15 protein-coding genes are annotated in these 21,248 nt (G+C 56.7%); 1 reads left to right on the top strand and 14 read right to left on the bottom strand.

The annotated features are described in order from the left end of the window. Positions 1 to 3: 3 nt before the first annotated feature. Positions 4 to 1,122 (top strand): glycosyltransferase family 4 protein, encoded by a 1,119-nt coding sequence (locus AC2FGB_RS07900; protein WP_496693744.1) that lies wholly within the window; start codon positions 4 to 6, stop codon positions 1,120 to 1,122. Here the strand turns inward: AC2FGB_RS07900 and AC2FGB_RS07895 are convergent. The 14 genes from AC2FGB_RS07895 to AC2FGB_RS07830 all read right to left on the bottom strand — a co-directional run bounded on the left by AC2FGB_RS07895 (position 1,097) and on the right by AC2FGB_RS07830 (position 21,205). Then, positions 1,097 to 1,753: an HAD family hydrolase gene (locus AC2FGB_RS07895; RefSeq protein ID WP_496693745.1), complete on the bottom strand. Its 657-nt coding sequence runs from the start codon at positions 1,751 to 1,753 to the stop codon at positions 1,097 to 1,099. The two genes, AC2FGB_RS07900 and AC2FGB_RS07895, sit on opposite strands and share 26 nt — an antisense overlap. Continuing rightward, positions 1,753 to 2,724: an ATP-grasp domain-containing protein gene (locus AC2FGB_RS07890; protein ID WP_496693746.1), complete on the bottom strand. Its 972-nt coding sequence runs from the start codon at positions 2,722 to 2,724 to the stop codon at positions 1,753 to 1,755. The genes AC2FGB_RS07895 and AC2FGB_RS07890 overlap by 1 nt, the downstream gene beginning before the upstream one ends. Positions 2,725 to 2,879: 155 nt before the next feature. Next, positions 2,880 to 6,254, bottom strand: coding sequence for an error-prone DNA polymerase (locus tag AC2FGB_RS07885; protein WP_496693747.1), 3,375 nt, complete (start codon positions 6,252 to 6,254; stop codon positions 2,880 to 2,882). Beyond that, entirely contained in the window at positions 6,251 to 7,729 is a 1,479-nt protein-coding gene (locus AC2FGB_RS07880) for a Y-family DNA polymerase (RefSeq protein WP_496693748.1), read from the bottom strand. Before AC2FGB_RS07880 ends, AC2FGB_RS07885 begins: the two co-directional genes overlap by 4 nt. A 258-nt stretch (positions 7,730 to 7,987) precedes the next feature. Further along, positions 7,988 to 9,094 carry a transporter substrate-binding domain-containing protein gene (locus AC2FGB_RS07875; protein ID WP_142636241.1) on the bottom strand — a complete coding sequence of 369 codons (1,107 nt, stop codon included), beginning with the start codon at positions 9,092 to 9,094 and terminating at the stop codon, positions 7,988 to 7,990. 44 nt (positions 9,095 to 9,138) lie between these two features. After that, positions 9,139 to 10,380 carry a peptidoglycan-binding protein LysM gene (locus AC2FGB_RS07870; protein WP_496689359.1) on the bottom strand — a complete coding sequence of 414 codons (1,242 nt, stop codon included), beginning with the start codon at positions 10,378 to 10,380 and terminating at the stop codon, positions 9,139 to 9,141. Positions 10,381 to 10,399: 19 nt separating this feature from the next. Continuing rightward, positions 10,400 to 11,188: a PP2C family protein-serine/threonine phosphatase gene (locus AC2FGB_RS07865; RefSeq protein WP_281995081.1), complete on the bottom strand. Its 789-nt coding sequence runs from the start codon at positions 11,186 to 11,188 to the stop codon at positions 10,400 to 10,402. Between the two features lie 3 nt (positions 11,189 to 11,191). Then, on the bottom strand, positions 11,192 to 12,163 hold the full coding sequence (locus AC2FGB_RS07860) for an FHA domain-containing protein (protein WP_281995082.1): 972 nt from the start codon (positions 12,161 to 12,163) through the stop codon (positions 11,192 to 11,194). 202 nt (positions 12,164 to 12,365) lie between these two features. Next, positions 12,366 to 14,525 (bottom strand): serine/threonine protein kinase, encoded by a 2,160-nt coding sequence (locus AC2FGB_RS07855; protein WP_496689354.1) that lies wholly within the window; start codon positions 14,523 to 14,525, stop codon positions 12,366 to 12,368. A gap of 334 nt (positions 14,526 to 14,859) precedes the next feature. Further along, the gene (locus AC2FGB_RS07850; RefSeq protein ID WP_271948831.1) at positions 14,860 to 16,146 is read right to left on the bottom strand and encodes a dynamin family protein; all 1,287 of its coding nucleotides are present in this window, start codon (positions 16,144 to 16,146) and stop codon (positions 14,860 to 14,862) included. Further along, positions 16,143 to 18,185 carry a dynamin family protein gene (locus AC2FGB_RS07845; RefSeq protein WP_496689350.1) on the bottom strand — a complete coding sequence of 681 codons (2,043 nt, stop codon included), beginning with the start codon at positions 18,183 to 18,185 and terminating at the stop codon, positions 16,143 to 16,145. The genes AC2FGB_RS07850 and AC2FGB_RS07845 overlap by 4 nt, the downstream gene beginning before the upstream one ends. Positions 18,186 to 18,252: 67 nt before the next feature. Next, positions 18,253 to 19,125 carry a hypothetical protein gene (locus AC2FGB_RS07840; protein ID WP_496693749.1) on the bottom strand — a complete coding sequence of 291 codons (873 nt, stop codon included), beginning with the start codon at positions 19,123 to 19,125 and terminating at the stop codon, positions 18,253 to 18,255. Between the two features lie 22 nt (positions 19,126 to 19,147). Next, positions 19,148 to 19,549: a hypothetical protein gene (locus tag AC2FGB_RS07835; RefSeq protein ID WP_142636257.1), complete on the bottom strand. Its 402-nt coding sequence runs from the start codon at positions 19,547 to 19,549 to the stop codon at positions 19,148 to 19,150. Positions 19,550 to 19,579: 30 nt separating this feature from the next. Continuing rightward, the gene (locus AC2FGB_RS07830) at positions 19,580 to 21,205 is read right to left on the bottom strand and encodes a dynamin family protein (protein ID WP_496693750.1); all 1,626 of its coding nucleotides are present in this window, start codon (positions 21,203 to 21,205) and stop codon (positions 19,580 to 19,582) included. Positions 21,206 to 21,248: the final 43 nt, after the last annotated feature.

The raw sequence follows: 21,248 nt of genomic DNA, 5'->3' as shown, positions 1-21,248 counted from the left end.
AAAATGAAACTGTTATTGGTGCAAGCTGGGTTCGGAGCAGGCGGTGCGGAAAAGATCGCCGCAATGATCGCCGCGCATCGGATCTCGGCCGGGGATGAGGTTCACGTCGCCGGGATGGGGACAGAGGATTCTGGTTCCTATTTCGCCTATCCTGAGTGCGCGCATTTGCACATGATTCAGCCGCTAAAGATTTCGCGGCGACTGACGCAGGCACGGCGCTACTTGCATATTCGCAAGATCATCCGGGCTGTGCGTCCCGATCTGATCATCTCGTTTCTGACCAAGGTGAATGTGCTGACCATGTTGGCCGCGCGTGGAACCGGGGTGCCGGTTGTAATTTCCGAGCGGAACAATCCACTGGTCCAAAGCGGAAATCCCATGTGGCTGAAAGCGGTGAACAGGCTTGCGCGGGGGGCGTCCGGAATTGTCATGCAGACCGAACGTGCGCGTTTGGATTTGCCTGCGGACCTGATCCCAAAGGCCAGTGTAATCCCCAATCCATGTGCTCCGCTGGGGGGGATTCACATCGGGTCCGGACAGACCCGGCTTGTGGCTGTCGGGCGTTTGGATCGTCAAAAGGGGTTCGATATGCTGCTGCGGGCAATGCCCGAAGTGCTGCGCAACAACCCAGACATCCGGTTGACGATCTTTGGCGAGGGCCCCGAGCGCGGCGCCTTGGAACAGCAGATATCGGCGGCGAATTTGTCGGATATCGTGTCATTGCCCGGCGCCAGCCCAAAACCCGGAGACTGGATGCAAGACGCGGATATTCTGGTATTCCCCTCCCGCTTTGAAGGGTTTCCGAACGTGGTTGCCGAAGCCACGGTCACAGGTCTGCCGGTCATATCGTTCGATTGCGCCTATGGTCCACGGGAATTGATCCGCGACAGGGGAAACGGATTGCTTGTTCCGGCCGAGGATGTTGCCGGTCTGACCAAGGCGATTGTCAGCCTGTCAAAGGATGATGCCTTACTGCATAAAATGCGTCAGAATGCACGCCATAACAGGGAATGGCTGGAACCGCAGCACGTTCTGTCGGACTGGGATTCTTTGATTGCCAATGTGCAAATCGGAGTTGCTGCCAAAGCCGGCACGGCTAAAGGTCTGACAGAACTTCTGTAAGCTGGCCTAAGCTGGTGACCGTGGCATATGCGGCATGCTTAGAACTGGGTGGAATCGGATCATGCACAGCCCCGGGTCGGAGGATTTGAACCGTCCGCCAGCCTCGGGCATTCGGGGTGATAAAGTCCTTGGCCGGATTGTCCGCTACATAGACCATTCTGCGCGGGTTTTGCGCGGCCAATTCCATCTCTTCATAGGCGCGGGGATGCGGTTTCCCGTAGCCATCCGGCCAGGCGCCGGTCGGGCGGATATGCGCAATAAAGCGGTCCAGATCCAGCGCGGCGATCTTGTTGCGCTGCATCTTTTCGGGCCCGTCGGTGATCAACCCCATTGGCTGATCTGCGTTTGTCAAAAACCGCTCGGCATCCTTACATAGCGAAATACTGGGCGGGTGTGATCGGTATTTGGTGATCAGGTCCTGTATGAAAGCATCGGTCGCATCAAGGCCGGTCTGCGCGCAAGCCACATTGAATATGCGTCGTCTTTCCCCCGCATTGTACGCGGCCTGACACTGTTGTCCGAACCCTTCAGCGCCGGTTTTTTCGTGGACCCAACCGTTCAGCCAGTTATAGCCGCTAAAGGCAAAATCTCGCTCCAGATACAGGGTATCGTCCAGATCAAATACCAGCATCAGCCCTGATACACCGCACTGTCATATCGCATCATTTTCACACCATCGCGCCAGTTGTTATGAGCGGTTGAAGGTAATTCGGCGACCTCTTCCAAAAGCCACTGTGCGAACTGTGCGCCCGCATGATCGGCCAGAGGGTAGCCACCCCCGAAACGCGCATTGATCTCAAGCACTGCGGGGCCATGTTCTGGGTCGTCGATGATCTGAAAACAGGCGACACCGCGCAGATCGGGCAGGGCCTGTGCAATGCCTTCGGCGATGGTTTGCAGATCATTGCGTCGCCTGGTTTCACCCTTTTCAACCTCACCGGCGCGAATTTGAATGCGCAGATGCGGGATCACAGTGCAGAGCTGACCCGAGGCATCTACAAACATGTTGATTGTGTATTCCGGTCCGTTCAGCTTGTCCTGAAAGATCATCGGTTCGGGGAATTCAGAGGGGACATCAGCGAGGGTTTCGAATACATCCAGCCCCCGGCTTGCACTGCCGCCACTTGGCTTTGCAAAGATGGGCCAACTGATGTCCTGTGGCCGCTCTAGCAATTCCTGATGATCCAATGTGCGCGGAACTGGAACCCCGGCTTCGGACAGTTTCTGGATTGTCAGGCGCTTGTCCCGGACAACCTCGATCACGTTCACCGGCGAGACATGGACTCGCGCGCCCAGATTGGCAAAGGCGGGCGCGGCCTGTGCCAGGGGCATCAGTTCCGGGTCGATTGTGGGGATCACCAGGCTGACCCCGTGTTGGCGCACAATCTCGAGGATCGAGGTTGCATAGTCGGGGCTGTTACATCGCGGCACGGCGGCGGCGTGATCGGCAAGCGCGCAAGCCGCGCTTTCATCTGGGTTCAGGTCGCAGGCGATGATGGTCAGGTCAACATCCAGACGTTCCGCAGCCGCCCTGAAGCATTGCAGCAGGCCAACACGGCGACCCGCCGACGTAATCAGGATTGCCAGACATTTTCGCGCCATCGGAAACTCACCAATTCATAAACAATTATACGTGCTTAACCTAGCACAGGGTGTCTTGCCCTGTGAACGGGGTAGGGGTGAGTTTGCCTCAATATTGTTTTGAGTTGCGGCAATCCGACAGTGCGAACCCGGCCAGAGATATCCAGCAGTGCGGCTCAATGAAAATCCCGGCTTGGAAACAGCCGCTTTGCCTGATCCCGTGGGTGCATTGCCCTGGCAGGATAGCGGGATTTCTTCGGTGTATCATCAGTGCGGGACCCTTCGGTGCTTAGGACCTCTGGTTGCGGGTGCCCCAATTCGGAAAGCTTATGTGACATGTCCTGAACGTCCTGGGCGATCAGGTGCACGATAATCCCTTCACGCTGCAGATACCCTGTGATCCGCAGCAGGCGCCCGCCCATCACGGCCCGGCGGAAACGCTCATAAACCTTGGGCCAGACCACCACATTGCTGACCCCGGTTTCATCCTCTAGCGTCAGGAAAATTATACCCGACGCCGTGCCCGGCCGCTGACGGGTGATAACCAGACCACAAACGCTGTGCCGCCCCAGGGGCACCTCAAGCAAGGCGACATGTGTGGTCAGCCCTGGCAGAGAGGGGCGCAGCAGTTCCATCGGGTGGGCCCGCAGGGTCAGGCGGGTGGCAACATAATCCTCGACCACCTCTTCGCCCAGCTGCATGGCGGGCAGGTTGACCGGGGGTTCGTGAACCGTTTCCCCGTCAATCGGATCATTGAACAAGGGCAGAGGTTTGGGGCTTTGAATGGCTTTGACCTGCCAGAGTGCATCGCGCCGGGTTAGCCCCATATCGGAAAAAGCGTCTGCCTCGGCCAAGCGCGTCAGTACATCAGGCCGCAGCCCCGCACGCAGCCACAGCGCCTCTGGATCCTGATAGCCATTGCCGCGGGCGGCCTCAATCCAGCCGGCGTCTTCTTCCCTGAACCCCTTGATCTGGCGGAATCCCAGCCGCAGCGCCAGCGCGCCATCGGGGCGGCGTTCCAGTATATTGTCCCACTCGGAATGATTGACGCAGATGGGGCGGATTTCGACCCCATGCTCGCGGGCGTCGCGCACGATCTGAGCGGGCGCGTAAAACCCCATGGGTTGAGAGTTCAAAAGCGCGCAGGCAAAGATCGCCGGGTGATGGCGTTTCAGCCAGGCCGAGACATAGGCAAGCATGGCAAAGGCCGCCGCATGGCTTTCCGGGAACCCGTAATCGGCAAAGCCTTCGATCTGGGAAAAACACTGCTCGGCCACTTTGATGTCATAGCCGTTGCCCAGCATCCCATTGATGAATTTATCCCGGAATGTGCCGATTGTGCCCATTCGCCGGAACGTAGCCAATGAGCGGCGCAGATGGTCGGCCTCTTCCGCCGTGAATCCGGCCCCGACCACGGCAATCTGCATGGCCTGTTCCTGAAACAGGGGGACGCCCAATGTGCGCGCTGTCACCTGTTCCAGTTTCGGGCCAAAGGGTTCGGGGTTTTCCAGCCCATTGCGTCGCCGGATATAGGGCTTCACCATATCCCCTTGAATGGGGCCAGGGCGCACAATAGCAACTTCGATTATCAGGTCATAAAGCTCGCGGGGGCGCATCCGGGGCAGGAAATTCATCTGTGCCCGACTTTCGACCTGAAAGACGCCGATCGCATCCGCCCGGCAGAGCATGTCATATGTGGCGGTGTCGTCCTGAGGCACCTTGGCGATGCTCAGGGTCTGGCCTTCATGCTGTTGCAGCAGGCCAAAGGATTTGCGCAGACAACTGAGCATACCAAGCCCCAGCACATCGACTTTCAGGATGTTCAGAGCATCAATATCATCTTTGTCCCAGCAGATGACGGTGCGGTTTTCCATTGCGGCATTTTCAATCGGGCAAAGCTCGTCCAGGCGTCCTTTGGTGATCACAAAACCACCAACATGCTGGGACAGATGGCGGGGAAAGCCGATGATTTCTCCAATCAGATGAATGGTTTGCATGAGGCGCCGGTCGCTGAGGTCCAGCCCCAGCTCGCGAATACGGTCCAGATCAACGCCGCCATTGCTCATGCCCCAGATCTGGCTCGACAGCCCAGCGGTTACATCCTGCGACAGCCCCATGACCTTGCCCACCTCGCGAATGGCTGCACGGGTGCGGAAATGGATGACAGTTGCGCAAAGACCAGCACGTTCGCGGCCATATTTCTCGTAAATCCACTGGATCACCTCTTCACGCCGCTCATGCTCGAAATCGACATCAATATCCGGCGGCTCGCCCCGGTATCTGGATACGAACCGTTCAAAGACCATGGCGATCTGGTCGGGGCTGACATCCGTGATGCCCAAGAGGTAACAGAGCACCGAATTGGCCGCGGACCCGCGCCCCTGACACAGAATGCCCTGCGACCGGGCATATTGTACGATGTCATGTACAGTCAGGAAATAAGCGGGAAACTGCAGATCCGCGACCACCGCCAGTTCCTTGCGCATCAGCCCGACCACCGTGTCGGGCGGCCCTTCGGGGTACCGGCGCTGCAACCCTTCGTGTGCCAGACGTTCCAGACGCGTTTGCGGATGTTCCCCGCTTGCAATCTCATCGGGGTATTCATACGAAAGCTCCGCTAGATCAAAGCTGCACCTGTCGGCAATCTCCATCGTGCGCCGCAAGGCGCTGGGGTGATGGCGGAACAGCCGGACCAGATCATGGCCGGATTTGAGGCGGCGTTCGGCATTGGGCAATGCGCGGGTGCCGATCTGATCAATCGTGATATTTTCACGCATGCAGGTCAGGATATCGGCCAGTTGCTTGCGGTGGGCGCGGTGCATCAGAACATCCCCGACCGCCACCATGGGGGCGCAGCTTTTCTGGGCCAGTTGGGCGCATTCGGCCAGGTAGGCCTGATCGCTGCCGTCATAGCGCGGAACAGCGCCCAGAAAAACATGATTGGGAAATCGTCGCCGCACGGTTTGAATATCCGATGCGGCCTCTGACAGGGTGGTCTGGGGCAGGGCGATCAGGATCATGCCCTTGCAGGCCGTCAGCATGTCTTGCGTATAGAGCTCGCAATCGCCCTTATCTGTACGCCGTTTGCCCAGAGTCAGCAGGCGGGCCAAGCGTTTGTAGGCTGCCAGATCACAGGGCAACGCCACCCAATCTACCGCACTGTCGCGCAGCAGCAGCCGGCAGCCGGTAATCAGTTTAGGCAGAACAGTGCAGTCCGGTTTCGCAAGCGCCTGCCTGTGGCCAACCTCCTGCCGGGAAGAGGCATCAACACGATGTTCGGATCTGATTTGAAGGGGCTGTTTGGTCTGCCGCTTAAGCTCTCGCAGTGCCGACCATGCGCGCACAACCCCTGCCAATGAATTGTGATCCGTGATGGCTATTGCCGACAATCCCAGCTCGGCGGCGCGCAGGACGAGCTCTTCGGGGTGGGAGGCCCCGGTCAGAAAGGTGAAATTCGTGGTGACACAGAGTTCGGCATAACCCAGCCCCTGTGCATGGGGCTTTGGCATATGGCGGTGCAGGGCGTCTGTCGGGCGGTTTGCTGTGATCATGCGAACTCTCCCTGTACAAACCAGCCCGGATTCTGCGGCGTGTAAAACAGCCAGAGTCTGCGCCCCTGCGTGGTTTCCACTCGCCAGTAATCCCGCAGGCCAGAGCGCCAGCTTTCATCCTGATGCCACCACTCGGGCGCGATGCGTTCGGGGCCCGTGGCATGGCCGGTTGTCAGGGACATACGTCTCCAGCGGAACCGCGCGGGCGGATGCGGGCCGGTTGCCGCAATAGGTTCGGGTGGAAACAGGTAGAGCGGGCGTGGGTTCAGGATGCTCCAGCCGCTGGAGGGGTTGGAATAGGCGGCGGCCGCGATGATGAAACTGTGTTCGGGAATATGGCTGTCCGCAGGTAGGAAACGCTGTATGTTTTCAAGCCCGACCCGGGTGCCCAGCCGGGTGATCAGGTCATCCAGCCGGCTCTTGCTGTGGTCCGACACATGGCTGATTTGATGTACTGGCAGCGCTTCAACCCCGGTGGCTTCCAACCGCATTTGATCAATGCCAAAGCCAGCATCTATTTCCCCCAAACCGCGTTCGAACAAAGACAGGATACGCTGAGGATCGCGCAGAGGTCGGGCCAGACGCAGTTCAACCTGCTGGCAGTCCTGGTCCACCCGACGCAATGTCATGCAAAGTTTCCGGGCGCCCATCTCTTGCGCCTTCAGCTTGGTGCAGAGCTGGGCCAACAGCCGTTCGGTCCCAGCCATCACGTCCGACAGTAATCCGATGGGGTCCGGCAGGGTCATGCGCACCGCGTAATGGGGGGGATCGGACAGCGGCGTGATTGCTTCGGGTTGCGCGCCCAGAGCCTGATCCAGCCTGAGCAGCAGACCGGGGCCAAAACGCCGTGTCAGCGGTGCGCGCGGTGCTGCCGCCAATGTACCAATTTTGCGCAGGCCCATGCGCTGTAAGGCGACCGAGGTCTTCTCATCCAGACGCAAGGCCGCCACCGGCAGCGACTTTAGGGCCGTCAGCATATTGCCAGAGGCTGCGACCCCCTCGTTATAGCGGGCAAGCGCCCAAGCCGCACCGCGCGTATCCCCCAATCCGATCTGCACCCAGAGCCCTGCGCGCGCAAACCGTCCGCGCATATCAGCCAACATCGCCTCTTCGCCGCCAAAGAGATGGGCTGACCCGGTGACGTCAAGCACCAGCCCATCCTCGCCTTCCATCCCCACCCAGGGGCAATAGCGCGTTGCCCAGCGACGCAGGATGTGCAGGAAACGCATATCGGCCTGAGGATCGGCTGTGCAGCTTTGCAAAGCGGGGCAAAAGGCGCGCGCATCCGCATAGGACATGCCCTGATGCAGCCCCTGTTCCGCAGCCTGAGCGTTCAGGCAATAAATACGATTGGCATTCTGTTGTTTGAGCGTCAGGACAAAGGGCCCATTCACCAGGCGTCGACGCAGAACCCGGTCGCTTGCCAACCGAGGAAACCACAATGAAACGACGCGACGCTGCATTCCATCGAACATGCCAGATACCAATATGTTCTTGATTTGTTCTTTTTATGCTTCCACTTTTACAGAGTCGAGTCTTTTGGATCAGACGCCGGCAGATAGTGCCACCGGGGCCAAGTTGTTTCGGCTTCGAAGGGAAGGTCGGCCCTTTTAGGCATCAAACTGCGGCAGCCATTATTCGGACTCTCATTCCTGTCGCAAAAATCTTCGGATCTTGAAAAAAGACAGGGCCGGTCCATAGACCGGCCCTGCGACTGTTCATATGTATCGGTATTAGTTTGACGCGGCGTTCAGCTTTTCGTTCTGTTCACGCAGCGTGTCCGAGATGATCGCGTACCATTCGCCGGATTCACGCATCTCGTTCAGGCCCTTGTTGACCATAGCGATGTATTCGCGTGCAAACGGGTTGGTGCGGTGCGCAAGGAAGCTCATCGAGGACAGCGTGGAAACATAGGGGTTTTCTACGATATCTTCCGAGGTCAGACCCATGTCCTTCATGGTTGCGGCGAAAAGATCGACCTCGAACGCGGCCACATCGGCTGAGCCGGTCAAAACGGCATCCAGACACTCGCGGGCCGAGCTGGGGTGAACCAACGTCAGGTTATCGGAATTCAAGCCGACTTCTTCAAGTACAACCATGCTCCAGCCGTCCATACGACACAGGGTTGCACCTTTGAGGTCTTCGAAGGCCGTCGCTTGTGAGTATTCGCTTTCCGGCAAAGTGAAGAAGCCGCCGACGATGTCATAGACCGGAACCGAAGCAACAAACTCGTTGCACCGGGATTCAGTCGCTGCAGACCACTCATAGGTGTGATTTGTACAATCTGGAACTGTCCAGGCGATCGAGATGTCGAATGCGCCGAGCGGCAAGAGAGTTTCCAAATGCGAAGTCCAGTCGTCGACAAAGCTGACCGAGAAATCACGGCTGTTGCCGGCACGCTGAAGACTTGTGGTCGCCAGGCGGGTCATGATCCCACCACCACTCAGACTTTCGGTCGTGAATGGCTCCCATCCGTTACCCGCTACCAGCTTGATTGGCGGGGCGTAGACGTTCGAACGTTTCACACTGGCCGCACGCTTTTCTTCTGCTGCGATCAGTTCCTGTGCTGACTGGCCATTCGGCAGACTACCGTCTTCACAGGGCAGGGACAGAACCAATCCAGGCGCCAGCGCGTTTGGGTTGGTGATGATGTTGCGGTTGGCGTTGAAGATCGGCTGATAGTTCGAGGTGCCATAAGCCGCGATGGCGATGGTCGCCATCGTGTCACCATCCGCGACGGTATAGTTGCTACAGGCTTCCTGTGCTGCGGCAGCTCCGGCGCTCAGGGCGGTGACGGCGGTGGCCGAAATCACGACTTTCTTCAGGTTAAATTTATACATGTCCACTTCCTCCAGACTTTTTTGAGTTTAGGCCAATAAGGGCCTTAGCCATTTTCCATTTGATAACGCAGAGCGGTTGAGACGATGTCGCGCCACTCTCCTGATTGCTGCATGATCGCCAGACCCTGATTAAGCGTTTCAAGGATCGCTTCTCCATCAGGATTATCCTTGTGAGTCATGATGTTAAGAGACTTGATCGCTGCCAAGTTGGGGTTTTCTACAATGCGATGCTCGTAACCCAGCCGACCGATTGCCTCGACGGCCAGATGGGCCTCAATTGCGGCGATGTCGGCGGTTCCATCCATCAATGCATGGAAACATTCATCCGGCGAAACCGGGCGCAGTATCGTGATCGCGGGCTCGTACAGCCCCACCGCATCCATATGCGACAGAGACCAGCCCTCGGGTCGGCAGATGGTTGCACCGGCAAAATCCGCATATGTCAGGGTCTCTTCATAGCCCGAACCTTCGCGAGCAAAGAACGTGTCCACAACTTCATAGAACGGGTTTGAGAAATTGTAGGTTTCACAACGTGAACGGTCATTTTCAGACAGTGCATCTGCGTCGTCACAATCTGGACGCGACCACGGGAAGGTTGCGTCAAATGCCAGCGTCGGCATCAACAGATCCAGATGTGAAGACCAGTCATTGACGAACTGGATCTTGTAGGACTGTTCCGGCGCTGCGCGCAACATCGCGGTTTCAACAAGATTTGTATATAGACCACGATGCGGCAGAGCTTCATCCGTGAACGGGGAATAGTTGCCGCCAGTGATCAAAATCAACTGACGGTCCCGGATTTCAGGACGTTCACCGGTACCTGCATTGCGGATTAGGGCAGCACCTTCAGCACGCGCGGCCTCGATCTCATCCTTGGCCGCAGCCTTGGCGGCGATGACCGCCTCTGCTTTGGCTTCGGCCACGCGGGACTCGGCTTCGGCGATAGCTTTGGCAGCGCGATCTTCCGCAGCCTTGACAAGTTCGGCGGCCATTTCGGCGGCCATTGCTTCGGCCTCTGTCTGCGGCACGGCAGCCGCGCGCCCGATATCTTCCAAACACGGCAGGGTCAAAACGTCGCCGACGCGGATGACATTGGGATTATTTCCGATTACATCGCGGTTTGCCTCGAAGATGATCCGAAAATCTTCGGTCGAATAGACTGCGATGGTCAGTTCCCGCAGGCTGTCGCCTCGCTGGATTTCATAGGTTGAGCATGCTTCTTGTGCCGAAGCAGCGCCCGTCGCGGCAGCTAGTGCCAGGCTGGATATGATCAGATGGAGTTTCATTGGTCCGGTTGCTTTGCCTCTAGTCGTTTCTTCTGAGTTTGATGACGCCAATCGACGTATTGTCTTGATCCGGGTCGTTCCTGGTTCTCAGTGCCCGCAACAGCGCATCCGCAATATCTTGAGCCAGCGCATCTTCGTTTTCCTCAAGAATTGCCTGAATTTCTGTGTTGCTCAGATATTGCAGCCCATCACTTCCCACGATCAGCACATCCGCGGTGCTAAGACCCAATGGTTCTTCCGGGCAATCGACCTTGGGAATTGCGGCGCCCATTATCACCGAAGTCAGTTGGTTTCGGTCGGGGTGAGACGACGCCTGGTCTGGCGTAAGGGTACCTGCAGCAACCTGAGCATCAATCATCGGAGCCATCGAATGGTCTTCGTTGATTTGGCTGAGGGTACGGTCGCGATAGAGATAAAGGGGGCTGTCGCCAATCGAAATCCAGAAGACGCGCTTTTCCAGCAGCAAAACTCCCAACATGGTTGATCCCATGTTGAAATCTTCACCCTGCTCCTCGCAGTAAGTCGAAATCGCGGCATTTGCCTGCATGGCTGCCAAGGGTAAGGCGTCGATCAGCGCAGTCTCAGCCGGAGCGTCTGCTTCAAGTTCGGTATCCAGTGCATCGCGCCAGGCTTTGACTACCAGTTCAGATGCCACTTCTCCTGCCGCATGCCCACCCATTCCGTCCGCGACGATGACATAGCCCGCATCCGCCGCGTCGAACATACGCGACGCGACCGCGTCTTCCTGCGTGTCGCGCTGACCCTGATCCAGGATCAGCGCAAGATCATATGCCGGGGTCGCCAGCATCAATTAAGCATCCCGCCAATCAAAGCCGTCATCGCAGAAGGCTGCAAAACGGATTGAGGTTTCACTGATCCGGATAAGATCGCCAGTGGAGAGTGGAACCGTGCTGAGAACGGGTTTGCCGTTCAGGCGCACCAGATTGGCCTTGCCGCCATGGCCCAAATAGCATTTGCGGTCTTCCGGGTCATAGGCAATTACCGCATGGTTGCTGCGGGAAATCCCAGTGTCGCCAAAGTCCAGCTGGATCGCCTGATCATCATTACGCCCAATCTGCATCAGGCCTTCTGTCAGCGTAACGCTGGAACCGCGGCCGGGGCCGGAAGTTACAACAAGCCATCCCACCGGGAATGTCGCCTGCGCGGCCTCGGTCTTGGCCATAGCCACCGGCTCGGCCGATTCCATCAGGTCCTGAACATGCGTATCCGCGCGCTCGAAGCCCAGGAAGGTGGTTTTCACACGGCTGCGTCTGTCTTCTTTTGCCGCAGGAGCAGGCTGAGGTTGTACCTCGACCTCTTGGGCAGAAGGCGCTTCTGGTTCCGGATCAACTGTCTCGACGACTACGTCTACGACCGGTTCTTCCATCGCCATTTCAGGCGCGGGATCTTCAATCGTGGCTGTCAGTTCTTCGGTTGACACATGCAGTGTCACAACCGGTTCGTCGTCCTTTGGGTCGGCATCAACTGTAACCTCGGTGGCGCTTTGCACTTCGGCGACCACTTCCTCGACGATAATCTCATCGGCAGTGGCTTGTTCTGCTTCGGAGAACTCCGGCATCTTGTCTTCGGGTAATAGTTCTTCGCTTTCATCGTAGCTATCAGCGGTAGTGTTGCCGCCTGCCAGTGCATTACGAAGTGCGTTGAAATCCGCAATCGGTTCAGCGTTATCAGACTCAGGTGCCGCGACCTCCTCGGTTTCGGTCTCTTGAGGTTTGCCGGCACCTTCGAGAAGCCGGCTAAGGGGGCTTTTATATTTAAACATGGTGTCGACACCTTTGTTTCTTGGCACAGGATCTACGTCCCATGGGGCTGCTACTCACCTCTGCACGTTCGGTACACAGGCACTGATGATTGGGAACAAAAAACTCATTTACCTTCTGCGACGGGCCGGTCCCCGTCAGAGTGATGGCTTTCGCTTCACTCTCAGCAAACACACACAGGCAGATCACAATCAGACCGGATCATTACTCCTGTACCAGGGGCATAACCGCACCCGTTTCAGTACCGTTGCGCAGAACTGTAAAGCGGGCTTCGGACTGGTTTTCAGAAACAAGGAGCTGCAAAAGCGCGTCCAGCCCTTCAGGGTTGGTAATGTTCTGACCGGTATGATTTTCCGAGATCAGTACATCGCCTTTGCGCAGGCTACCTGCTGCGGGCGCGTCTGGTGCAGTGTCAACAACAGTTGCCCAGCCGTTTCCATTGCTGTTTCTGATAGTGAACACATAACCATTCTCGAGACCCAACATGCGAATGGCGGGCAGGGCCAGCAATCCGTTCTGCGCACGGGTTTTTCCGAGTTCCCGATAACGGGCAGTGATGCGGATATACCCATCCGGATCGACCTTCAGGTCATCCAAAATCTGGGCGGCAAAACTTGCATCTGCCTGGACCGGCACTCCGTTCAGAGTATAAATCGACGCCCCATGCTGCACCCATTCTCCGATCACGGAAGTATCCAGCGTGGGGTCAATGCCGGTCACGACAACGACGCTGCCAGTCGAGGCGCGGCGTTTCGAGGTCTGGAACGGTATTTCCACATCCCAATGAGAATACGCAATCTGCGTTTCTGCCGGTTGGCCAGCAGCAGCGCTGATTTCTACCGGGTCAGCAGCAACTGGGGCTGCCTCGACAGGTAGCGCTTCGGCGTTTTGCGCCGTGAGGGTATCCGTCTGCTCAACAGGTTCTACGCTTGCGACTTCTTGTTCTGGTGCTTCAGCTTCCGCAGCGGCCGGTTCTGCCGTTTCCACGACCTCTTCCGCAGCGGCCGGTGCCGCCGTTTCCACGGCTTCTTCCGGCTGTTCCGAGGCTGGTGCCTCTGTCTCGGTCACTTGGACCGGCGCTGCTGTCGGTTCGGGGGTTTCTTCGCTGCCACTGAACAAAACGAATCCGCCTGCAGCCAAGGCAACCACCACCGCAGCAGCGCCTGCGATGACTTTACCGCTGCCGCCTGATCCGTTCTTGACGATCGTATCGACCGCAACCGCGGCCTCTTCTTTTTGTGCAAACTTGGCCAGATCGCCCTCAAACTTATCCTCATTACCCAGGGCAATGTCAGGGTTCCCAGCCAACAAGGCAGTCACCACCGCCTCGGCATTTTCACTTTCGGCTTTGATCCGGGCTTGCTCTTCGACTTCGTCCTTACGGTCCATCGCTACGATGACCGAGACCGGACGATAGGCGAACGAGTCAAACATGACGCCGGGACCACGGAACATCCGCAGCCAATCCAGGGCCGTTTGCAGACGATCTGTTGCGTGAACTTCCATCGCTTTGTCGATCGCTTCAAGGAACCCATCGGGATAGTCGCTGTACTGACCTGCGAGGGGCGTATAGGGATCATCCTGGCCATTGTTGAAAGCATTCAGTCGGGTTTGCCCGTCGATCGGACGTTCGCCACTGATGGCGTGATAAAGCGTCGCCGCGAGAACATAGAGGTCGCTGCTGGGTCCCTGATCTGCGCCGCGTACATAGAATTCGTGCGGGGAATAGCCGTCTTTGATAACCCGCAAAGTCAACAGGGCAGCTGATTGATTGGCTGCCTGTTCCCGCGCGGCACCAAAGTCGATGAGGACCGGGTCTCCGTTTTGGTCAATCAGAATATTGTCCGGTGAGATATCGCGATGCAGCATTCCGCTTTGGTGGATGAACGAAACGGCCGACAGCATTTTCTCGGTGACTTGGACAATGAAATCCGGGCCAGCGTCGTTTTCGGGGTTCTCGGAATAATCCAGAAGATCGCAACCCCGGATCAGGTCCATAGCGATATACGCCGTGTCGTTGTCTTCAAAGACCTGATGTACGTCAACGATATTGGGATGAACCAGTCGGGCGTGATTGCGCGCTTCCTGAATGAACAGGTCGATGATCGCGCGCAGATCTTCTTTGTGGTCGGGATTGATGGGTTCAACCGCGTCACCATTCCGACGGCACAGAGCGCCCGGATAGCACTCTTTGATCACGACATCGCGTTCTAGGCTGTCGCGGGCCAGGTAGGTAATCCCAAACCCGCCATTGCTGAGGAAACGAAGAATCTCATACTGCCCGCGCAACAGCTTTGCGCCAGGTTCAAGTCCTTCAATCTTAGGTTCGTCGTGCGTTGCACCGACAGCCTGGTTATGGCTCATTTCATTCCGCCCGTTCTAATCGTTTTGCGGCAAAAAACCTGGGCAAATAGCCCGCAAACACACAACCAAAAACAACCGCAGGACACTCAAGTCGGTTAGACGATTCAAATTTGACTTTATTGGGGCCGCCTGATGGCTTCACTAAGGATCGTTTTTGCGATTGATCTATATGTAGTGTATATTTGGCAATTTATACTACATATAGAAATATATTGTGATAAAATCGAAAGCTAAAAACAAATTCTTAAGGATTGGTCTACAAATTCGAAACAATAGATTCGTAGGAATCGCTTCTACGATTCGCGGAATTGCCGCTCAGCTTTGAGCGGAAATTTCAGGTTCCGGTCTTTGGCTGTGCCGATTCAACCCGGCTGCCGGCCCAAGCAAGGTTGTCACTCAGCTGTGCCAGGATGCTAATCGCATCCTTCAGTGGCGCAACGCCGCTTTCGAACTGAAGCAAAAGCAACAAGTCCGTGGCCTTTTCGAACTCACCCGGAATCCAATCCGCCGTCGGGTCAATCTCGCCATCGTTTTCCAGGCGCTCGGCGAAATCCTCAACGATTTCCTGACAGCTTTGCAGGAAAGCCGCAGGCTCCATATTTGAGGTTTCCCGCAGGTCCTCATAGATACTGGCAATTGCGGCAAGCCAGTCTTCCAGGATCGGATTGTCGATAGGGGGTAGCACGTTTTCCAGCGTAGCCTGCATAGAGGGCGCGTCGAGGGCGGCTATGTCCGGCACCTGAACGTCAATCGATTTCAGATAGGGCAGAAAGTGCTGTTCCAGATCTTCGCGCGCCGAACTCAGGTCTGCCTGTCGCCGGTTCGAAGCAATATCAAGCACCTGTTCGGCCAGCCCCTGTCCACCGCAGGTTTCCCAAAGGGCGAAATCCGGTTCTGGCTCTTGCGCCATGGCACGGACAGCCACTGGGGTGCCGATCGGCACAACCGAGCGGAACATATTGCGCTTTTCTTTGTTCAAGCGGGCCAACACCCGGTCAAGCGCGTCGCGTACCGGAGGCAAATCTGTATGTGTCACAGCCAATATGCTGTTTGCTCGCAACTCTTCCGGAACCTTAGCCCAAAGATGGCGTTCCGTTTCGCGCCATGCATTTGTGCCGTTGGTGCACCAGATTGCGCAATCCACAAATTTGAGCAGATCGAGCGTCGGTTTATAGGTATCATCCAAAGCGCCTGACCCAGGCAGATCGTAGAGCGATATCTCTTGCAGGGCAGGGGTGTTCAATCCAACAGAGATAAAGTCGGGTTCGTCTTTGGCGGCTTTTTCAAGTGCAATTCCAGAATAGACTTTAGGTTCCCGGTCCCACCACCCGACAGTTGTTTCGGGGGTTTCGGAATATGCCACAATAACGAGCGGCAGTTTCAGATGTTGCGGCCCGGTAGGCAGAATATCTGCCCCGGCCAGCATGTTGGCCAGGCTGGATTTTCCCGCCCCAAATTCTCCGGCGAATCCAATATTTACCGCGTTTGACAAGCGTTCGGCATGCGCCAAGGCACGGGCGCGCATATCTTCGAGCGCCACGTCGCTCGGCAGGCTTTCGGTCGCGGTCAGAAAGCGCTCAAGCTGCCTCACTTCCTTGTCGGTTCCGGGAAATTCGATCATTCCGCTGCCTCTGCTAGTCTTTCATCTGTTTGATGCTGGCTGAATAGGGTGCCCAGCTCGTCAGAAATATGTTGTGCGTGGTTGAAGGCGGCTTGCGCCTCGGCCCGGGCATTTGTTTCGCCGGTTCCGGCACGATGTTCAAGATGTGTGGCGAGCAGGGCCAGATAATGGTCCAGCACGGTATTAAGCCGCTCGGTCAAATCACCGCGGGCGGTATCCACCAGATCATCTCCGATCATCTCAAACTCCTGAACGATCATGCGTTCGGCACGGGACACGACACTTTTACGCGAAATCAGCCGGGACAACCAGTTTACCCGAAGTTCAACAGTGATGCCACGGGTCAAAGCGGACGTGTCCGGACGGAACCAGCGAACTGCGCTGGTGTTCATCCGATTGTCGGTTGCGTCCTGCCAGCCGGGCAGAGCCCGCAGCGTGGCATTGCTTTGCATGTCGATTGCGTAGAGCTCGCTCAGCATTCTTTGGCGGACAACTTGGGTGGCCCCCTGAACAAGTTCGCGCATGCGGTCGCGCAGCGGCGTAAAATTCAGCTCGGTTTCTCCGGTTTTCGACAACAGCGGAGAATCTCCGTTCGGGCCGCGAACAACGCCCGACACGGCCTCGGCCACGGTGTCATCCATTACGCCTCTCAGGTTGGCCAGGACGTCATCCATTTCGTCAATGATCTTGGTGGTCTTGTCGCTGACCGAGTTCCGCAGATCGGCCAATATCCTGTTGTTTTCACCAGCGTCTTCTGCCGAGGTTGTGGTGTCGTTCTCGATCGCGCGCAGATGCGCTTTGGACCGGTCCAATTCACCTTGGGCAAAGCTGTTGAGATGCTGCCAGGCCATACGCAGTTGTTCATCGCGCGGGCCTTCTGTCAGCGCTCGGGTCACATGCCGGCGCAGATCGGGCAACCCGGAGGCGATCATAGCGGCAAAGCGCAAAACACCTTCGCGGCTGATCGGGCCGGGGCCTTGTTTGATCTCTTCGACACCGTCCAGATATTGCTTCATCTGATCGGGGTGCGCGCGCAGCCAGGCCAGGACATCGTCGTGATTGATACCGGCTTCGTCACCGGTCAGGGCGTAATGCGCCCATTGGGCACTGCCGGTCAGAACGTCAATGTTCGAGTTCCCAAGTGCCTTTTCAAGCCCGTCCAAAACATCGGCCCGCACCTTGAAGGCATCTTCGGCACCATTTCCCAATTCGTCCACGCGATTGATAAAAACCACGATCTGGCCCAACTCCAGCGCTTGCATTAGGCGGAACAGTTTCAAGTCCGCCCGAGAAAGCGCCTGATGCGCCGACAGGACAACCACAAAGAAGTCGGACTCTTTGAGGTATTGGCGAGAGATCTCTTCGCGGATCAACAGAGGGTCATTTACGCCGGGTGTATCGGTGACCGTAAGCGGAAATGGGAAATGTCCGATGTCAAAATAGACCTCGGCCTTTCGGGTGATGTCGCTGTAAAGGCCCCGGTCCGATGCCGGATCATGTGTCCCACCCTCGGTCGGGTCATCGCCTGCGCAAACATAACGTGCCAAATCATCCGAATTCAGGTCTTCCAGATCATGATGTTGGCCCAGCAGCTGTTCATAGCTATCGCCCAGCCGAAGCTTGGCGCGGGTCTTCATTGCGTCGACCTGTTCTTCGATCATCTCGCGCTTATAACTGTCTTCGTCATCGGGGAACATGTTGCGCAGCTCTTCGCCTTCGGCAATCAGGGACTGCCACTGACGGTTGTCGAAGAAATGGAACTCGGCACCTTGCGTCCGGCCCGACGGGTGGCCGAAATGCATATCAGTGATTACGGTTGTCCAAGGGTTCACATCCGACGGCAGATATTCGGCCTGTCCGGTAAAACCATTGATCAGTCGGGATTTGCCGGCCTTGATCTGACCAACAAAAGCAATCGAGGGCTTCAGGTTCGAAAGATCACCAATGATCCGAGAGATAAACTGCCCGGTTTCGTCATTGCTGACGCCTTTCATCTCGTTGGCTATACGAAGTAACTCGCGACGATTATTCTCACTCATAACACATACCCTGACTACTTTATTTCACGGATCGAATTCGTTGAAAAATTGAACTGTTGGCACCGGATCATTTTTCCGATCCCGTAACTGATTTCCAAAGGTTTACGACGGCTCCCAGTTTGCGCGCTTCATGAATGGCCAGCGCAAATTGTGACCCGTCATGCAGAACGGCAAGCGCATCCCCTTTGCCCCCTGAAGGCCGCATTACAATCAGCTGAGGATGATCCAGCGCGGTGGCGGCGTCACCGTCCCACCCAACAAGATCCTGTGCAAACTGACGAAGCAGATCCTGATCGGCGTGCATGGGTTGCCCGACGTCGCATACTCCTTCGAGCCGCGAGATGGCTGCACCGTCCACGGAAACTTCGGCGCGTCCCAATGCGAACCGTTCAGCGCCATCAAAAAACGCGCTGGCAATGGTTCCTGCTGTCGCCCCGGCGGCGGACGCTGGAATATCTGTTTCTTGCGGGGCAGGCGCGTCGGGAACCAAAGAAACGACCGTCTCGGGCGGCAGCTCGATAGTGCCGCAAGCCTTTGCAATCTCGCTGAAAGTCACACCGACATCATCGACCTCAAGCGCCGTGTCCGGCTGCAGAGAAAGCAACTCCAACGGGGCAGGGGCTGCTGCAATATCGGACACCAATTCGGCCAAGCGGGTCGCAAGCTCTTCACGCGGAGTAGTTTCAAAATCCGGTATCATGCCCGAGCGGACCCGGAAAACATCAGTTACCCGAGAGCTGTTGACTTCCATTGCCAGACAATCGCCATTGGCCGCCGTAAATTCCAGCCGGCGCGGCAAAATGGTTCCGCGAATGGTGCGCAGGATCTTTTCACGACGAATCTCAGTCGTCTCAGCAGCTAATGTAACCGTCGGATTCAAACGGGCGACCGACAACCGCCCGATGTCTTCGAGCATGTCCAGTATGTCAGTATCCATCATGCCGTGACCCCCTCTGGTCCCGTTATACAGCGGCCGTAACCGGCCCTAGGCTTATGTGCGATTTAGTAAGCGCCAGCCCCACATTGGCACTGTCGCGACAGATGTAGCAGACCACATGGTCCGGGTAGTCCGGGGTCCGCAGGAAAATATTCAGCCGATCCTTTGAAAACACTGCGATTTCGCCAAACCCAGGATTTTCCGTATCGTCGGCGTCGGTCGAACGCAGCAGATTCTCAAACGCGATCACACCGCGCCCCTGAAAAAGGTTGGCCACCGCAATGGCCAGAGTATCCAAGGCTTCGGCACTTTCCGAGTCTGTGACATGGGTGCCTAGCAACATACCTGTCTTCATGTCGACATACCCGGCTGCTATGCAGTCGGGTATGGTCGCCATCGCATCGTTTAATGCTGTTTCGATAGACATCAGTTGCCCTGTCTCCTAGGTTTCTCACGGCTAAAGTACATGTCGTTCAACACCCGTGTCTTCAGAGGTATTGGCCATGGGCCTTACCGCGTTATCTGATTTTCGCGCATTGTGGTCGGCCGTGATTTGGTCAAACTCCTCAAGAAATGCTTGAAATACCTTCTTCAACGCTTCTGGGTTGGTGGGCATGTCTTCGCCATCCGTGACCTCGCGCCACATCGCCGCCGCGCTAAGCGGGGTGTCGACGGACACGTTTACAATGTCTTCAAACGAGCCCGCGATTTCCGGTCTGCTCTCTGGCATGGCAACAACCTGAGTGTTCATCAGGCCATTGGTTTCCGGCTCTGGTTCGAACTCATCCTCGGCATCATCTGATTGTTCAGCCATCAACGCTGTGATCGAGGATACGGAAAGTTCGACCGGGGTTTCTTCCGGCTCTGCCTGAGCGGTCTCTTCGGGCTCCGGAACATCTGTAAGCTGGTCCTCCAAAGAGGCCATGAATGTGTCAGCTTCGTCTTCGTCACTGAACAGGTTTTCTTCTTCAGCAACTTCGGCTTCCGCAGAAAGTGGCTGAACTTCAACAATGTCAGTTTCATCAATGACGGATACGGCCTGTGGGTCTGTTTCATCATCCTCGGTAGGAGCAACGGACAGATCGGCAACGTCCGAGTCCTCGGGAGTGGTCTCCCGGAAGAACGCCCGCAATTCGTCTTCTTTTTCTTCTTTTACGATCTCGGCGCCCGAGGTCATGTCGGCGCGCAGACGTTCGGCCTCTTGTGGGTCAATGCGCGGGGCACGTTCAACCTCATCAGGGCGCAGTTCGACCCGGGCAGGGCGCACGGGGAATTGTGTCACCACCTCGGGCTCTGTTCCCTCATGCAGCGGGTTTACCAGCTTCAGCGGAGCGGTTCCCTGTACATTCGAGAAATTGCGCCGCGGGCGCAGCGGGTGTACCTGAGGAGCATCGGACAAGCTGGTGTCAATTTGATAACGCGCCAGCTGATGAGCGCGGCTGTCCATGATCAGTTCTGTGATTTCCAGGAAGCTGTCGACCATCTTGCCACCGCCACTGCGGGTCCACAATTCGGCGTCCCCACTTTTGTCGCGGGCCATGATGGCATCACGGGCTGAAAACAGGATCGAACGGTTGAACAGGTGACCTGCTTCGCGGTTCACACGACGAAGGACCTTTTGGCGATCCTTGACATCCAAAACGTCTGCACGTGTGACCAGCAGCAATGAATTATGTTGCAACCGTTCGGGCAGGGAAACCCAGGTTGCCCGTTCAGTTTCGCGCCATGCCTGCGTGGCGTGCGTACACCAAATAACGCCATTTGCCTGACCGACAGCCCGTCGCCAGACATCAGTAGAAATCTTGGGGTCGGAAATACCCGGAGTGTCAATCAGGTCGACGGCTTCAAGAATGTCGGATTCCAGAAATATGCGAATAAACTGGGCATCATTCACCCCGACTTGTTCCAACTGGTCCAGGTTGATGTTTTCGCGAGTTCCGTCAGGGCGTTGTACATAGGCCGACCTTCTACCCCAACTGAACCAAACTGGTGGCAGCTGTGTGGCTGTAACCTGTGTAGGCAGTGCCTCCGAGCGCAGCAGAAAGTTCATCAAGGTTGATTTGCCGGCGCTGAATTCCCCCATAAGTGCGAAAACAGGTTTCCTGCGGGACCATTTTTCAATGCGG

It is taken from the genome of Ruegeria sp. CDSC021, assembly GCF_059610845.1.
Note: the sequence above shows the minus strand (reverse complement) of the source record. Positions and strands in the feature narration are given on the sequence as shown.

What these genes read in the sequence shown, in the direction of transcription:
- AC2FGB_RS07900 (WP_496693744.1), top strand. Translation starts at nt 4, where the DNA reads ATGAAACTGTTATTGGTGCAAGCTGGGTTCGGAGCAGGCGGTGCGGAA.
- AC2FGB_RS07895 (WP_496693745.1), bottom strand. Translation starts at nt 1,753, where the DNA reads ATGCTGGTATTTGATCTGGACGATACCCTGTATCTGGAGCGAGATTTT.
- AC2FGB_RS07890 (WP_496693746.1), bottom strand. Translation starts at nt 2,724, where the DNA reads ATGGCGCGAAAATGTCTGGCAATCCTGATTACGTCGGCGGGTCGCCGT.
- AC2FGB_RS07885 (WP_496693747.1), bottom strand. Translation starts at nt 6,254, where the DNA reads ATGATCACAGCAAACCGCCCGACAGACGCCCTGCACCGCCATATGCCA.
- AC2FGB_RS07880 (WP_496693748.1), bottom strand. Translation starts at nt 7,729, where the DNA reads ATGTTCGATGGAATGCAGCGTCGCGTCGTTTCATTGTGGTTTCCTCGG.
- AC2FGB_RS07875 (WP_142636241.1), bottom strand. Translation starts at nt 9,094, where the DNA reads ATGTATAAATTTAACCTGAAGAAAGTCGTGATTTCGGCCACCGCCGTC.
- AC2FGB_RS07870 (WP_496689359.1), bottom strand. Translation starts at nt 10,380, where the DNA reads ATGAAACTCCATCTGATCATATCCAGCCTGGCACTAGCTGCCGCGACG.
- AC2FGB_RS07865 (WP_281995081.1), bottom strand. Translation starts at nt 11,188, where the DNA reads ATGCTGGCGACCCCGGCATATGATCTTGCGCTGATCCTGGATCAGGGT.
- AC2FGB_RS07860 (WP_281995082.1), bottom strand. Translation starts at nt 12,163, where the DNA reads ATGTTTAAATATAAAAGCCCCCTTAGCCGGCTTCTCGAAGGTGCCGGC.
- AC2FGB_RS07855 (WP_496689354.1), bottom strand. Translation starts at nt 14,525, where the DNA reads ATGAGCCATAACCAGGCTGTCGGTGCAACGCACGACGAACCTAAGATT.
- AC2FGB_RS07850 (WP_271948831.1), bottom strand. Translation starts at nt 16,146, where the DNA reads ATGATCGAATTTCCCGGAACCGACAAGGAAGTGAGGCAGCTTGAGCGC.
- AC2FGB_RS07845 (WP_496689350.1), bottom strand. Translation starts at nt 18,185, where the DNA reads ATGAGTGAGAATAATCGTCGCGAGTTACTTCGTATAGCCAACGAGATG.
- AC2FGB_RS07840 (WP_496693749.1), bottom strand. Translation starts at nt 19,125, where the DNA reads ATGATGGATACTGACATACTGGACATGCTCGAAGACATCGGGCGGTTG.
- AC2FGB_RS07835 (WP_142636257.1), bottom strand. Translation starts at nt 19,549, where the DNA reads ATGTCTATCGAAACAGCATTAAACGATGCGATGGCGACCATACCCGAC.
- AC2FGB_RS07830 (WP_496693750.1), bottom strand. Translation starts at nt 21,205, where the DNA reads ATGGGGGAATTCAGCGCCGGCAAATCAACCTTGATGAACTTTCTGCTG.